Below are 13727 nucleotides of genomic sequence, written 5' to 3' on the forward strand. Positions count from 1 at the left end.
GCACCGGGACGCTAAGCTGCCGCCATGTGCCTGATTGCCTTCGACCATCGCCCCGGCAGCGCCTGCCCGCTGCGCCTGGTGGCTAACCGTGACGAGTTTCACGCCCGCCCCGCCGCGCCGCTGGCCACCTGGAGCGATGCCCCCCACATCATCGGGGGACGCGACCTGGAGGCCGGGGGCACCTGGCTGGCCGTGCATCGCCGCGGCCGTTTCGCCGCCGTCACCAATGTGCGCGACCCACGCCTCAAGGTGCCATCCGGCGCCCCCAGCCGCGGGGCCCTGGTCCGTGCGGCCCTGGAATGCGACGACCTGCCGGCCTGGCTCGACCGGCTGGCCTCGGGCGAGGGCCACCACTATGCGGGCTTCAACCTGCTGGCCGGCGACGGCGAGCGGCTCTGGCATCTGCACCGCGGCCTCGACGGCCTCACGCTGCAGGCGGTGCCGCCTGGCCTGCACGGGCTCTCCAACGCCAGCCTCGACACCCCCTGGCCCAAGCTGATTGCCGCTCGCCAGGGGGTCGCCGCCAGCGTGCGCCACGGCCACTGGCCGGACGACGCCCTGGCGGCCCTGGGCGACCCGCACCCCGCCGATGACGACCAGTTGCCGGAGACCGGCGTGGGGCTCGAGCTGGAGCGCCGCCTCTCCTCCCCCTTCATCGTCGGACAGGACTACGGCACTCGCGCCATGAGCTGGCTCGCCTGGCACGCCGACGGGCGGATAGAAATCGGCGAGCGGCGCTTCGGCCCCGGGGGCGTGGCGCTGGGGGAGAACGAGCTGCGGGTCTCGACGAGCCGGAAGGCGTAAGCTCGAAGCTCGAAACTCGAAGCTCGAAGCTCGAAGCTCGAAGCTCGAAGCTCGAAGCTCGAAGCTCGAAGCTCGAAGCTCGAAGCTCGAAGCTCGAAGCTCGAAGCTCGAAGCTCGAAGCTCGAAGCTCGAAGCTCGAAGCAGCCTGAATTTCCCGCCCAAGGTGTCAAGCCCTTTCTTTCCAGCTTCAGGCTTACGGCTTCAAGCTCCGGGCGAAGCCCGGTCAATCCCTCGGCGGCAGCAGGTGTGCCAGCTGCCACTCGCCCAGTTGCGCGCTCAGGTGGCGACGCACCGCCGCGGGGGTGTCCAGGCGCAGGGTCTCCTCGACCAGCTGGCGAGCGGCCTTCAGGGATACCCGGCGAATGGCGGCCCGCACCCGGGGCAGGCTCGGGGCGTTCATCGACAGCGAGTTGAAGCCCATGCCCATCAGCAGCAGGGCCCCGGCCGGGTCGCCGGCCAGCTCGCCGCACACCGAGATCGGCATCCGCAGCGCGGCCGACTCCTTGGCCAGTCGTGCCATGGCCGACAGCACGGCGGGATGGCAGGCATCATAGAGTTCGGCGACCCGTGGATTGTTGCGATCCACCGCCAGCAGGTACTGGGTCAGGTCGTTGCTGCCCACCGAGAAGAAGTCGACGCGCTCGGCCAGGGCGTCGAGCTGGTAGAGCGTCGCCGGCACCTCCAGCATCACCCCCACCCTGGGCCGGTTGACCTCGACCCCCTCCTCGCCCAGCTCGATGATGGCCCGATCGAGCAGCTTCAGGGCGTCGTCGACCTCGTCGACATTGGTCACCATCGGCAGTAGCACCTGAAGGTTGTCGAGCCCCACGGAGGCGCGCAGCATGGCACGCAGCTGCACCATCAGCACCTCGGGGTGGTCCAGGGTGACGCGGATGCCGCGCCAGCCGAGGAAGGGATTGGCCTCCTCGATGGGAAAATAGGGCAGGTCCTTGTCGCCGCCGATATCCAGGGTGCGCATCACCACCGGCAAGGGCGCGAAGCTCTCGAGCTGCTTGCGGTAGAGCCGGGTCTGCTCCTGCTCGCCGGGGAAGCGCTCGGTGATCATGAACGGCACCTCGGTGCGATAGAGCCCCACCCCGCTGATGCGGTTCTTCAGCGACGCCGCGGCCTCCACCGCCAGGCCGGTATTGACCATCAGCGGCATGTCGTAGTCGTCCGGCGTGCGGCTCGGCAGATCCTGCTCGTGCTCGAGCACCTCGGCCAGGGCCCGCTCCTCGTCGATCAGGCTCTGGTAATGGCTTTCCAGCTCGGCCGTGGGGCGCACGAAGAGCCGCCCCCGGTGGCCATCCAGCACCACCCGGGCGCCCCCCAGCCGCGACAGCGGCAGGTCGACCATGCCGAGCACTGTGGGAAGGCCCATGGCCCGGGCGATGATCGCCACGTGGGAGGTGCTCGAGCCGCGCACCGAGACCAGCCCGGCCAGCTTGTCTCGCGGCACCTCGCCGAGCATTGCCACGCTGATCTCGTCACCCACCAGGATGGTACTGTCCGGATAGACGTCGGGGGTCTGGGGCGTCTCCTCCTGGAGGTGGGCCAGCACCCGGCGCCCGAGATCGCGCACATCGGCGGCCCGCTCACGGAGATAGTCGTCATCGACCCGCTCGAGGTACTGCACGTGACGTCGCACCACGTCGGCCAGTGCGCCGGGGGCCCACTGCCCCTCGCGGATACGCTTCACCACCTCCTGGGAGAGCGCCGCCTCGCCCAGCATCTGCTGGTAGACCTCGAACAGCGCCAGCTCCTGGGCCGAGATGCGGCTGGCCAGGCGCTCCCCGGCGGAGCGGATCTCCTCGCGCACCCGGTCGATGGCCTCCCGGAGCCGGGTGACCTCGTAGTCGACGTCGGCGGGTATCAGGTCCGGCACGCTGTTCAGGTCGGCGGGCGGGGCGATCACCACCACCTCGCCGATGGCCATCCCCGGCGAGGCGGCCACCCCGGTGAACATGGCCTGGCCATCGAGGCTCGGCCGGGTGAAGCTGCCGGTGGCCAGGGCGTGGGCCAACACCCCGGCCAGCTGTGCCGCCATGGTGACCAGGAAGGCCTCGTCCTCCTCGTCGTAGCGGCGCTTCTCGGCCTGCTGCACGACCAGCACGCCGAGCGTGCGGCGCTGGTGGATGATCGGCACCCCGAGGAAGCTGGAATAGCGCTCCTCACCGGTGGCCTCGAAGTAGCGGAAGTGCGGATGCGCCTGGGCATCCTCCAGGTTGAGCGGCTCCTCGCGGCTCGCCACCAGGCCCACCAGCCCCTCGCCCTGTGGCAGGGTCACCTGCCCCACCGCCTGGGTGCGCAGGCCGATGGTCTCCATCAGCACCAGTTGGCCGAGTTCGGCATCATGAAGATAGAAGGAACAGACATCGGTGTGCATCGCCTTGCGGATGCGGCGCACCATGGTGGACAGGGCCACGTCCAGGTTGCGAGCCCCGTTGACCTCCTGGATGATGCGGCGCAAAACCTCGAGCATTGGCGTCCTGGTGTCCATTCGTTGTTCTCTCTTGCCTCGCCGGGAGTTCACTGACCCTGTCAGACCCGGCCGCCGCCACGGTGTTCCTAACCGTGGCCGAGAGCCAGCCGTTGGGCCCGCGGGGATAGCTCCCGCAGGGCACGCCGGTAGACTTCTCTCTTGAAGGGTACCACCTGCCCTAGGGGGTACCAGTAACTGACCCAGCGCCAGCCGTCGAATTCCGGCTTGGGGGAGCCATCCATGCAGATCCGATTCTCCTGGCAGCGAATCCGCAGCAGGAACCACTTCTGCTTCTGGCCGATGCAGACCGGCCGTGAGTTGGTGCGAATCATGCGTCGCGGCAGGCGGTAGCGCAGCCAGCCCCGGGTGCAGGCAAGGACCTCGACGTCATCGGCGGTGAGGCCGATTTCCTCGTACAGCTCGCGAAAAAGTGCCTGTTGCGGTGTCTCGTTCGCCTTGATGCCTCCCTGGGGAAACTGCCACGCATTCTGCCCTACCCGACGCGCCCAAAGCAGCTGCCCCTGTTCGTTGGCGATGATGATGCCAACATTGGGGCGAAAGCCGTCAGCGTCGATCACGGGCTTCACCTTATGAATCCACAATTGGAACCATTCTTCCACAAGGCCATGAAGCGCATCAATACACTCTGCGTCGCATGCCGACGGCTCGCAGCCGAGGAGCGGTTCTGCCATAATCGCCAGCCTTCGCATCTGACCCCATACCGACTTGTTGATAATCAATGAGGAGTTGCCGTGAGCCTGGCCATCTTCGACCTGGACAATACGCTGCTGTCGATCGACAGCGACCATGCCTGGGGCGAGTTCCTGCTGGAGCAGGGCGCCGTGGATCCGGTGGCCTACCGGGAAGCCAATGATCGCTTCCTGGCCGACTACGAGGCCGGGACCCTGGACATCCACGCCTTTCTCGAGGTGGCCCTGAAGCCCCTGGCGGAGCACAGCCCCGAGCAGCTCGCCGCCTGGCACCAGCAGTTCATGGCCAGCAAGATCGAGCCGCACATCCTGCCCAGGGGCGAGGAGCTGGTGGCACGCCACCGTGCCCGCGGCGACACCCTGTTGATCATCACCGCCACCAATCGCTTCATCACCGGCCCCATCGCCGAACGCCTGGGAGTGGACAACCTTATCGCCGTGGAGCCGGAGATCGTCGACGGCCGCTACACCGGCAAGGTGAGCGGCACCCCCAGCTATCGGGAAGGCAAGGTCGAGCGCCTGGAGGCCTGGCTGGCCGACAAGGAGCTGACCCTGGACGACGCCTGGTTCTACAGCGACTCCCACAACGACCTGGCGCTACTCGAGCTGGTGGAGCACCCGGTGGCGGTGGATCCGGACCCCACCCTGCGCGAGGTGGCCGAGCAAAAGGGCTGGAAGATCATCAGCCTGCGGGACTAGCCGGCAGCTGCGGGCTGCGGGCTGCGGGCTGCGGGCTGCGGGCTGCGGGCTGCGGGCTGCGGGCTGCGGGCTGCGGGCGATCAGCGTATTCCGGCCCTTTTAGCTCAATAAGAGAACCCCGCCAGGCACAGCCTGGCGGGGTTCTTGTCGCTCAAAGCTCGAGGCTCGCAGCCCGTAGCTTCGCCCGAAGGGCGATCAGCCCAGCAGGTGCTCGACGGCGGCACGCTCCTGGCGCAGCTCGTCTTCGGTGGCCTTCATCTTCTGCTTGCTGAAGTCGTCGAGCTCGAGGCCCTGGACGATCTCGTAGGCACCGTTCTGGCACACCACCGGGTAGGAGTAGATGATGCCCGGCTCGATGCCGTAGCTGCCGTCGGCCGGGATCGCCATGCTGACGATGCCGTTGCTGCCCAGCGCCCAGTCACGCATGTGGTCGATCGCCGAGGAAGCGGCGGAAGCGGCGGAGGAGGCCCCGCGCGCCTTGATGATGGCGGCGCCGCGCTGCTGCACGTCGGGGATGAAGGTGTTCTCGTACCAGTCGCGCTCGACCAGTTCGGCGGCGGGCGTGCCGGCCACCTTGCAGTGGGCGATGTCGGGATACTGGGTGGCGCTGTGGTTGCCCCAGATGATCATGCCTTCCACGTCGGTGACGTGCTTGCCGGTCTTCTGGGCCAGCTGGGCCAGGGCGCGATTGTGGTCCAGGCGGGTCATGGCGGTGAACTGGCCCGGGTCCAGGTCCGGCGCGTTGCAGGAGGCGATCAGGGCGTTGGTGTTGGCCGGGTTGCCCACCACCAGGACCTTGACGTCGCGGCTGGCGTTGTCGTTGAGCGCCTTGCCCTGGACGGAGAAGATCGCCGCATTGGCTTCCAGCAGGTCCTTGCGCTCCATGCCCGGGCCGCGCGGACGGGCACCGACCAGCAAGGCGTAGTCGGCATCCTTGAAGGCGACGTTGGCGTCGTCGGTGGCGACGATGTCCTGCACCAGCGGGAAGGCGCAGTCGTTGAGCTCCATCACCACGCCGTTGAGGGCCTCCAGAGCCGGCGTGATCTCGAGCAGTTGCAGGATGACCGGCTGGTCCTTGCCCAGCATGTCGCCGGAGGCGATGCGGAAGGCCAGCGAGTAGCTGATGTTGCCTGCGGCACCGGTGATGGCAATACGGACGGGGTCTTTCATGGTGGCTCCTTGGGTTGTCAACGCGCGGGTTGTCGCCATGCGAATGAGCCGGGCGGGAGCGGTGCCCACCCGGGATTCGAACCGCCAAGATGGTATGCCTGCAGTGCATAAAACTCAATTCGACCTGCGACTAGGAGGCCCCAGCGCCAAGGCGTGTCCCCGACTCGAGACACCCTCGCCGCCACTGCGCTATCCTGTGTCGATTGCCCACGCCCTCGCCCCCCGAACATCGTGCCGAACCAGGGAAGGTCCGAATGTCTCGCCCTCGCCCCCCGCTTTCCGTGCTCCTGGCCATCGGCCTGGTGCTGGTGCTGCTGCTGTGGCTCGCCCTGGGCGACTTCGAGCGGTTCCGCGACACCGCGCCCCCCGCCGGCGAGGCCGAGGTCTCCGAACCGCCGCGCGTCGAAGTGGTGGAGCGCCTGGCCGAGGACCATGCGCCGCGACTCGTGGTGCAGGGCCAGCTCGAGGCCCATCGCGAGCTGGAGCTGCGCGCGCGCCAGGCCGGGCGGGTGTCGACCCTGCCCGTGGCCCTGGGCAGTCGGGTGGCGCGTGGCGAGGTGCTGCTCGAAATCGCCAGGGACGAGCTGCCCGAGCGGCTCGAGCAGGCCGAGGCGGAGCTCGCCCTGGCCAGGGCGGAGCTGGCCGGGGCCGATGAGCTGCGCCGACGCGACCTGATCTCCAATATCGACTACCTGCGCCTGCACAGTGGCGCCGCCCGAGCCGTGGCCGAGCTGGCCGCGCTGCGCCGCCAGCTCGACGAGACTCGCCCCGCCGCCCCTTTCGACGGCGTGCTCGACCGCCTCGACGTGGAGCCCGGCGACCTGCTGCAGGTCGGCGATAGCTGGGGCCGCCTGGTGGACGACAGTCGCCTGGTCGCCAGCGGCTGGGTCCCGCAGCGTGAGGCCCAGGGCCTCACGCCGGGCCTGGACGCCGAGCTGCGCCCGCTCGACGGCTCGCGACTCACCGGGGAACTGACCCATGTGGCCAGCCGCGCCGACGAGAGCACCCGCAGCTTCCGCATCGAGGTGGCGGCGGACAATCCCGCACGGCGCCGCCTGGCCGGCGCCAGCGCCAGCCTGATCGTCACCCTGCCGGTGCGCCGGGTCCACCGCCTCTCGCCGGCCCTGCTCGAGCTCGACGAGGCGGGCCGGCTAGCGGTCAAGATCCTGGACGAGGAGGATCGGGTGGTGCGCCGGCGCGTCACCCTGGTGGACGCCGACGCCGGCGAGGCCCGGGTGGCCGGCCTGCCCGAGCGGGTGCGTCTGATCACCCTGGGCGGCGGCTTCGTCGCCCCGGGCGAGCGGGTCACCCCGGTCCCCTCCGAGGTCGATGCGCCCGCCGAGGCTGCCTTCCCTGGCAGCGCCCTGCCCGGCGCCTCGTCCCTCGAGTCCTCCGACGAAGAGTCGCGTTGAGATGCGCAGGCTGATCGAGGCGGCGCTGGATCGCTGGCGCACGACCCTGATGCTGCTGGTGGCGCTGCTGCTGGCGGGGATGACCGCCTGGCAGGCGGTGCCCAAGGAGGCCAATCCGGACGTCCCCATCCCGCTGATCTACGTCTCCATGACCCTGGAGGGAGTGAGCCCGGAAGACGGCGAGCGCCTGCTGATACGGCCCATGGAGCAGGAGCTGCGCGGCATCGAGGGGGTACGCAAGGTGACCTCCCAGTCCAGCGAGGGCCACGCCTCGGTGATGCTGGAGTTCGATGCCGGCTTCGACCCCGACCAGGCCCTCACCGATGTGCGCGAGCAGGTCGATATCGCCAGGAGCGAGCTGCCGAGCGAGGCAGACGAGCCGCGGGTGAGGGAGATCAACGTGGCGCTCTTCCCGGTGCTCTCGATCGGCCTCTCCGGCCCCCTGGAGCAGACTCGGCAACTGGCCCTGGCCCGCCGGCTCGAGGAGGAGCTCGAGGGCATCGCCGAGGTGCTCGAGGTCGACATCGGCGGCGAACGCGAGGATCTGCTGGAGATCGTCGTCGATCCCCTGGTGCTCGACAGCTACGGCGTCGACTTCGACACCCTGTTCAACCAGGTCAGCCGCAATAACCGCCTGGTGGCGGCGGGCAGCCTGGACACGGGTGCCGGCCGCGTGGCGCTCAAGGTGCCCGGGGTGATCGAGCGCCTCGAGGACGTGATGGCCATGCCGGTGAAGGTCGACGGCGACCGGGTGGTGACCTTCGGCGACGTGGCCTGGATCCACCCCACCTTCAAGGATCCCGAGGGCTTCGCGCGCATCGACGATCAGCCGGCACTGGTGCTGGAAATTACCAAGCGCACCGGGGCCAATCTCATCGCCACCATCGCCCGGGTGCGCGAGCGGCTCGAGCAGGGCTCGGACCTGCTCCCCGAGGCACTGGAGATCACCACCATCATGGACCAGTCCACGCTGGTCGAGCAGTTGCTCGATGAGCTGCTCAACAACGTGCTGACCGCGGTGGTCCTGGTACTGATCGTGATCCTGGCCGCCATCGGCGTGCGCAACGCGCTGATGGTGGGCCTGACCATCCCCGGCGCCTTCCTCACCGGCATCCTGCTTATCTGGGCCATCGGCTACACCCTCAACATCGTGGTGCTGTTCTCGCTGATCCTGGTGGCGGGCATGCTGGTGGACGGTGCCATCGTGGTCAGCGAGCTGGCCGACCGCCACCTTCGCCAGGGCCAGGCGCCGCGACAGGCCTGGGTCAACGCCGCCGCGCGCATGAGCTGGCCGGTGACCGCCTCCATCGCCACCACGCTGGCGGTCTTCGTGCCGCTGCTGTTCTGGCCCGGCGTGGTGGGCGAGTTCATGAAGTACCTGCCGACCACGGTGATCCTCTCCCTGCTCGCCTCCCTGGCCATGTCGTTGATCTTCCTGCCCACTCTGGGCGGCGTCTTCGGCGCCCGCGCCTCGCGGACGGTAAGCGCCGAGGAGATGGTCACCCTGGGCGGGCGCCTCTACCGCGGCCTGCTGGCCCGGCTGCTGACCAGGCCCGGTTGGACCCTGCTCGGCGCCCTGCTGCTGATGGGACTGATCTACACCGCCTACGCCCGCTTCAATCACGGTGTCGAGTTCTTCCCCAGCGTCGAGCCCGACAGCGCCCAGGTGCTGGTGCATGCCCGCGGCGACTTCTCGGCAATCGAGAAGGATGCGGTGGTACAGCGGGTGGAGGCGAGGCTCGCCGGCATGAGCGAGGTCGAGGCGATCTACGCCCGCTCCTTCGCGACCCCCGACGAGCAGATCGGCAGCGACGTCATCGGCGTGCTGCAGTTCCAACTGATCGACTGGCAGCAGCGTCGCCCGGCCAGCGCGATACTGGCCGACATGGCCGGGCGCACCGCCGACCTGCCGGGCATCCGGCTGGAGTTCCGCGAGCAGGAGGCGGGCCCCGGGGCGGGCAAGCCCATCGTGCTGGAGGTGAGTAGCCACGACGATGCCTTGATCGACCGCACCGTGGACGAGCTGCGCCGGCGGATGATCGAGCTGGGCGGCTTCCGCGACATCGAGGACAACCGTAGCCTGCCCGGGGTGGAATGGCGGGTGATGGTGGACCGCGAGGCCGCGGCGCGCTTCGGCACCGACGTGGCCACGGTGGGCAGCGCCGTGCAGCTGATCACCACCGGTCTGCAGGTGGCCAGCTATCGTCCCGCCGGGATCAACGACGAGGTGGACATCCGGGTGCGCCTGCCCGAGAGCCACCGTTCGCTGGACCAGCTCGGGCGGCTGACCCTGAACACCGTCCGGGGGCAGGTGCCGATCTCCCACTTCGTGACCCTGGAGCCGGCGCCCAAGGTGGGCACCCTGCACCGCATCGACGGGCGCCGGGCGATCACCCTGGAGGCCGACGTGGAGGAGGGCTACCGACCCGACGAGCGGCTGCATGCCCTGCTCGAGGCCGCCGTCCCGCCCCGCGAGGGAGTGATCGTCAACGTGGCCGGCGAGCAGGAGGAGCAGGAGGAGGCGAGCCGCTTCCTGATCACCGCCTTCCTGGTGGCCGTGGCGCTGATGGCGCTGATCCTGGTCACTCAGTTCAACAGCTTCTACCAGGCGGCGCTGGTGCTCTCGGCCATCGTCTTCTCCACCGCCGGGGTGCTGCTGGGCCTGCTGGTCAACGCCCAGCCCTTCGGCATCGTCATGGTGGGCATGGGCATCATCGCCCTGGCCGGCATCGTGGTGAACAACAACATCATACTGATCGACACCTACAACCAGCTGCGTGGCGAGGGGCTCGCTCCCGCCGAGGCGGCGCTGGAGGCCGGCGGGCTGCGCCTGCGCCCGGTGCTGCTCACCGCCGTCACCACGGTGCTGGGGCTGATGCCCATGGTGCTAGAGGTCAACGTCAACCTGTTCGCCCCCAGCCTCGGCTTCGGCGCGCCCTCGACCCAGTGGTGGACCCAGCTCTCCAGCGCCATCGCCGGCGGCCTGACCTTCGCCACCGGGCTGACGCTGCTGCTCACCCCCTGCATGCTGGTGCTGGGCGCCCGGTTTCACCGGTAGCTGGAAGCTGGAAGGCAGCATAAGCTTGCCGCATCCCATAGCAAACACCCCCGCAGCACTGCTATGGGGGTGTATTTCTTCAAGCTTCAAGCTTATGGCTTACAGCTCCCGGCGGAGCCGGGTCAGACCCGGGTCTGCGCCCTGGCCTCTTCACGGGCGGCATCGGGGGCATGGGCCGCATGCAGGCGGGCGATCAGTTGATCCTCCAGCATGAAGCGCTCGGTGAGCCCCTTGACCAGGCGATCGATCCAGGCCGGGAGTCGCGTCAGGTTCTGCTGGCAGCGCATCGGGCTCTCGTAGTCGGCATCGAAGGCGAGAACCAGCTCGGTGGACATCTCCAGGCGCTCCAGCAACCGGTCGGCGATTCCCAGTGCCTCGTCGTCGTCGAAGGCCCTGGCCTCTTCACGCAACTGGGGGTAGATCTCGAAGTGGCCGGCACTGATGTAGTCCATCAATAGCTCGCTGAAGGCGTCGATGCGCGACTTGCTCACCGCTTCCAGCTCGGCATCGCAGGCTTCCTTGAGTTCGAGGAAGTTGACCAGCAGTTCGCGACGCTCGTCGAGCCAGCGGTCGATCAGGTCGTGCACGCCACCCCAGCGCTCAAGCGCGGTCTTGCAGTCTTCCAGCATGGGGCCTCCCTTGCTCGATGATGCCGATGGCGTCATCCGCCCGGCCGTCGAGTCCACAGACTCACCCCTGCCGGGGCCGCTGTCAATCCCGTTGCTCGAGGAGATCCGCCTGCCGGCCGGTTCTCTCTAACGCAGGGCTCACGTTCTAACGCAGGGCTCACGTTCGGGTGTCACTCATGCCCGATCGTCGCGAGAAATACGGATTTCGAGTCGAATTTATCGATCCGATGCCGTTGTCATAGCAACCTCGTCATGGCGACTCGACCGGCGCATCCGCCCGCTGCCGTTCCCGAAAGGCGGTGAGCAGCAGCCCCAGCGGGGCCAGCGCCAGCACCAGGAAACCGATCAGGGTCCAGCCGGGCAGCGAGATGCCGAGCAGCAGGAAGTCGATCTCGGCACACTCGCCGGAGCCCGAGAGCACCATGGACACCACGTCGCGCAGCGGCAGGATATCCATCATGTAGTCGAGCCCGGGACCGCAGCTGGGCACCTCGTCGGCGGGCAGCGACTGCAGCCAGAGATGGCGCCAGGCCACGGTGATGCCGCCGGCCACCGCGGCCAGCGACAGCCCCCCGTAGAGGCCGGCGCCGAGCCGGCCCCTGGGGTTGTGGATGGCGGCGACCATGAATACCGTGGCGGCGGACAACACCGCCACCCGCTGGAAGATGCACAGGGGGCAGGGCTCGAGCCCGCCGAGGTGCTCCAGCCCCAGGGCCACGGCCATCATCAGCACACAGAAGGCGAGCCCCGCCAGGCTCCACTGGCGAACGGAAAGACGAGAGAGTACTTGGGTCACGAGGCGTCCTCGTTGCTCAGCCGGGACTCCCGGGCACGGGTGAAGTAGTGGGCCAGGAAGTCGTCGAAGCCCTCGACGTCGGCGGCCTCTATATCGCTCTGCTGCTGGTGAGAGGTCTCGACCAGCTGATCGAACAGCGCCTGGCGGGCGGGGTCCAGGGGCTCCTCGCGCAGCCGCTCGCCCTGCTCCCGGGCGATCGCCAGCATGGCGTCGCTGAACTCCTCGCCGCGCTCGCGCAGGCGGTCGAGCAGCATGCCGGACGGGGTCAGCGACGGGTGGTCGAGCCGCGGCCGCATGGCGGCCACCGCCTCGCGATGGGGACGGCCCTCCTCCAGCAGGTCGAGCAGGTCGGCGACCTGGCCGACCTCGCCGAGGATCTCGTCTCCCCAGTCGGCGATCGAGCGCTGCCGGCCATGGTGGGTCAGGCGCAGCTCGGGGTCGCGGCCGCGCTCGACGACCAGGCGACGGTTATCGTCGAGGCGGTCGCACTCCTCGTCGGGGATCCAGGGGCTCTCGGAGAACAGGCACCACATCAGGAAGGCATCGAGGAAGTGGATCTGTGCCTCGTCGATGCCCAGGGTCAGCAGCGGATTGAGGTCGAGGCAGCGCACCTCGATGTACTCCACCCCGCGGGCCTCCAGGGCCTGGCTGGGGGTCTCGTCGTGGCGTGCGACCCGCTTGGGGCGGATGTCGCTGTAGTACTCGTTCTCGATCTGCAGGATATTGGCGTTGAGCTGGCGCCACTCGCCGTTCTCGTGCACGCCCAGGGCCTGGTAGGCCGGCCAGGGGGTGGAGATCGCATGGCGCAGGGTATTGACATAGTTGGCGAGCGAGTTGAAACAGATCTTCAGCTGGGCCTGGACCTTGTTCTGGTAACCCAGGTCGGACATGCGCAGGCTGGTGGCGTGGAGCGAGACCAGGGTCTCGTCACCCTGGGCCTCGAACCTGTCGGGCACCTCGCCGCCGGCCAGGAAGCTGCGGTCCAGGGCCGGCGAGGCACCGAACAGGTAGAGCAGCAGCCAGCTGTGGCGACGGAAGTTGCGGATCAGCCCGAAGTAGCGCGCCGAGCGGTAGTCGTTCATCGGCGTGCCACCGGCACCATCGAGCTCGCGCAGCTGCTGCCAGAGGTCGTCGGGCAGCGAGACATTGTAGTGCACCCCGGCGATCGCCTGCATGATCCGTCCATAGCGCACGTCGAGTCCCTTGCGGTAGACGTGCTTCATGGTGCCCACGTTGGAGTCGCCATAGTCGGCGATGGTCACGCTGTCGTTGCCGTCGAGCCTGGCCGGCATGCTGGCCGGCCAGATCAGTTCGCTGCCCAGGTGGCGATAGCTGAAGCGGTGCAGGTCGGCGAGGAACTCCATGGCATCGCTCGGTCGACTGTAGACCGGGGTGATGTATTCCAGCAGCGCCTCGGAATAGTCGGTGGTGATGTGCGGATGGGTGAGCTTGGACCCCAGGGCGGCCGGGTGCGGCGTGGACGCGATGCGCCCCGCCTCGTCGACGCGCAACCCCTCCTTTTCGATGCCGCGGCGCAGGCGACCGATCAGCCCCCGTCGGGCGGGTTCCTTGAGACGCTCGATGAGGGTAGCGAGTGTGTCGGACAAGAGAATACACCCCATGTCGTGGAAGCCGGCCGGAGGGGCGCGCTTCACGGTTCGCAATCGTTGCGGGTGCCCGACGGCCTGCCGGGCACCCATGAAACGTCAGATTATGGTGCCGACAGGCGGCGATTCAAGGTTAGCCTGCTTCGAATCTCGGGCTTCGGGCTTCGGCGAACTACCGAGAGTGGCTTCGGGCTTCGGCGAACTATCGAGAGTGGCTTCGGGCTTCGGGCTTCGGGCTTCGGGCTTCGGGCTTCGGGCTTCGGGCTTCGGGCTTCGGGCTTCGGGCTTCGGGCTTCGGGCTTCGGCGAACTATCGAGAGTGGCTTCGGGCTTCGGGCTTCGGGCAGCAGTGTTGCTCGTG

The 13727-nt window shown here is 68.4% G+C and carries 10 protein-coding genes; 4 read left to right on the forward strand and 6 right to left on the reverse strand.

Features of this window, described 5'->3' with window-relative positions:
* Positions 1 to 24 precede the first annotated feature (24 nt).
* Positions 25 to 804 carry an NRDE family protein gene (locus MKP05_RS09755; RefSeq protein ID WP_110282162.1) on the forward strand — a complete coding sequence of 260 codons (780 nt, stop codon included), beginning with the start codon at positions 25 to 27 and terminating at the stop codon, positions 802 to 804.
* Between the two features lie 223 nt (positions 805 to 1027).
* Here the strand turns inward: MKP05_RS09755 and ptsP are convergent, their stop codons facing one another.
* Positions 1028 to 3286: a phosphoenolpyruvate--protein phosphotransferase gene (gene ptsP / locus MKP05_RS09760; protein WP_240568118.1), complete on the reverse strand. Its 2259-nt coding sequence runs from the start codon at positions 3284 to 3286 to the stop codon at positions 1028 to 1030.
* Between the two features lie 86 nt (positions 3287 to 3372).
* Positions 3373 to 3864: an RNA pyrophosphohydrolase gene (locus MKP05_RS09765; RefSeq protein WP_110282810.1), complete on the reverse strand. Its 492-nt coding sequence runs from the start codon at positions 3862 to 3864 to the stop codon at positions 3373 to 3375.
* 174 nt (positions 3865 to 4038) lie between these two features.
* Between MKP05_RS09765 and MKP05_RS09770 the strand changes: the two genes are divergently transcribed.
* Positions 4039 to 4695, forward strand: a complete 657-nt coding sequence (locus MKP05_RS09770) for a histidinol-phosphatase (RefSeq protein ID WP_240568119.1) — start codon at positions 4039 to 4041, stop codon at positions 4693 to 4695.
* A gap of 195 nt (positions 4696 to 4890) precedes the next feature.
* Here MKP05_RS09770 and MKP05_RS09775 read toward each other — a convergent pair whose 3' ends face one another.
* Positions 4891 to 5865 (reverse strand): malate dehydrogenase, encoded by a 975-nt coding sequence (locus MKP05_RS09775; protein WP_240568120.1) that lies wholly within the window; start codon positions 5863 to 5865, stop codon positions 4891 to 4893.
* A 254-nt stretch (positions 5866 to 6119) separates the two neighbouring features.
* On the opposite strand from MKP05_RS09775, the gene MKP05_RS09780 reads away from it, so the two are divergent.
* Both MKP05_RS09780 and MKP05_RS09785 read left to right on the forward strand, forming a co-directional pair.
* On the forward strand, positions 6120 to 7277 hold the full coding sequence (locus MKP05_RS09780) for an efflux RND transporter periplasmic adaptor subunit (RefSeq protein WP_240568121.1): 1158 nt from the start codon (positions 6120 to 6122) through the stop codon (positions 7275 to 7277).
* A 1-nt stretch (position 7278) separates the two neighbouring features.
* A complete protein-coding gene (locus MKP05_RS09785; RefSeq protein WP_240568122.1) occupies positions 7279 to 10335 on the forward strand; it encodes an efflux RND transporter permease subunit in 3057 nt (1018 codons plus the stop codon).
* Positions 10336 to 10457: 122 nt separating this feature from the next.
* Here MKP05_RS09785 and rsd read toward each other — a convergent pair whose 3' ends face one another.
* The 3 genes from rsd to gshA form a co-directional block, all read right to left on the reverse strand.
* Entirely contained in the window at positions 10458 to 10964 is a 507-nt protein-coding gene (gene rsd, locus MKP05_RS09790; protein ID WP_240568123.1) for a sigma D regulator, read from the reverse strand.
* A 250-nt stretch (positions 10965 to 11214) separates the two neighbouring features.
* Entirely contained in the window at positions 11215 to 11760 is a 546-nt protein-coding gene (locus MKP05_RS09795; protein ID WP_338072350.1) for a disulfide bond formation protein B, read from the reverse strand.
* The gene (gene gshA / locus MKP05_RS09800; RefSeq protein WP_240568156.1) at positions 11757 to 13382 is read right to left on the reverse strand and encodes a glutamate--cysteine ligase; all 1626 of its coding nucleotides are present in this window, start codon (positions 13380 to 13382) and stop codon (positions 11757 to 11759) included. The genes MKP05_RS09795 and gshA overlap by 4 nt, the downstream gene beginning before the upstream one ends.
* Positions 13383 to 13727: the final 345 nt, after the last annotated feature.

Origin of the sequence: Halomonas flagellata (genome assembly GCF_022487945.1) — a bacterium.
GTDB classification, from domain to species: Bacteria; Pseudomonadota; Gammaproteobacteria; order Pseudomonadales; family Halomonadaceae; genus Halomonas; species Halomonas flagellata.

Coding starts and splice junctions, on each gene's coding strand:
- MKP05_RS09755 (WP_110282162.1), top strand. CDS start 25: ATGTGCCTGATTGCCTTCGACCATCGCCCCGGCAGCGCCTGCCCGCTG.
- ptsP (WP_240568118.1), bottom strand. CDS start 3,286: ATGCTCGAGGTTTTGCGCCGCATCATCCAGGAGGTCAACGGGGCTCGC.
- MKP05_RS09775 (WP_240568120.1), bottom strand. CDS start 5,865: ATGAAAGACCCCGTCCGTATTGCCATCACCGGTGCCGCAGGCAACATC.
- MKP05_RS09780 (WP_240568121.1), top strand. CDS start 6,120: ATGTCTCGCCCTCGCCCCCCGCTTTCCGTGCTCCTGGCCATCGGCCTG.
- MKP05_RS09785 (WP_240568122.1), top strand. CDS start 7,279: ATGCGCAGGCTGATCGAGGCGGCGCTGGATCGCTGGCGCACGACCCTG.
- rsd (WP_240568123.1), bottom strand. CDS start 10,964: ATGCTGGAAGACTGCAAGACCGCGCTTGAGCGCTGGGGTGGCGTGCAC.
- gshA (WP_240568156.1), bottom strand. CDS start 13,382: ATGGGGTGTATTCTCTTGTCCGACACACTCGCTACCCTCATCGAGCGT.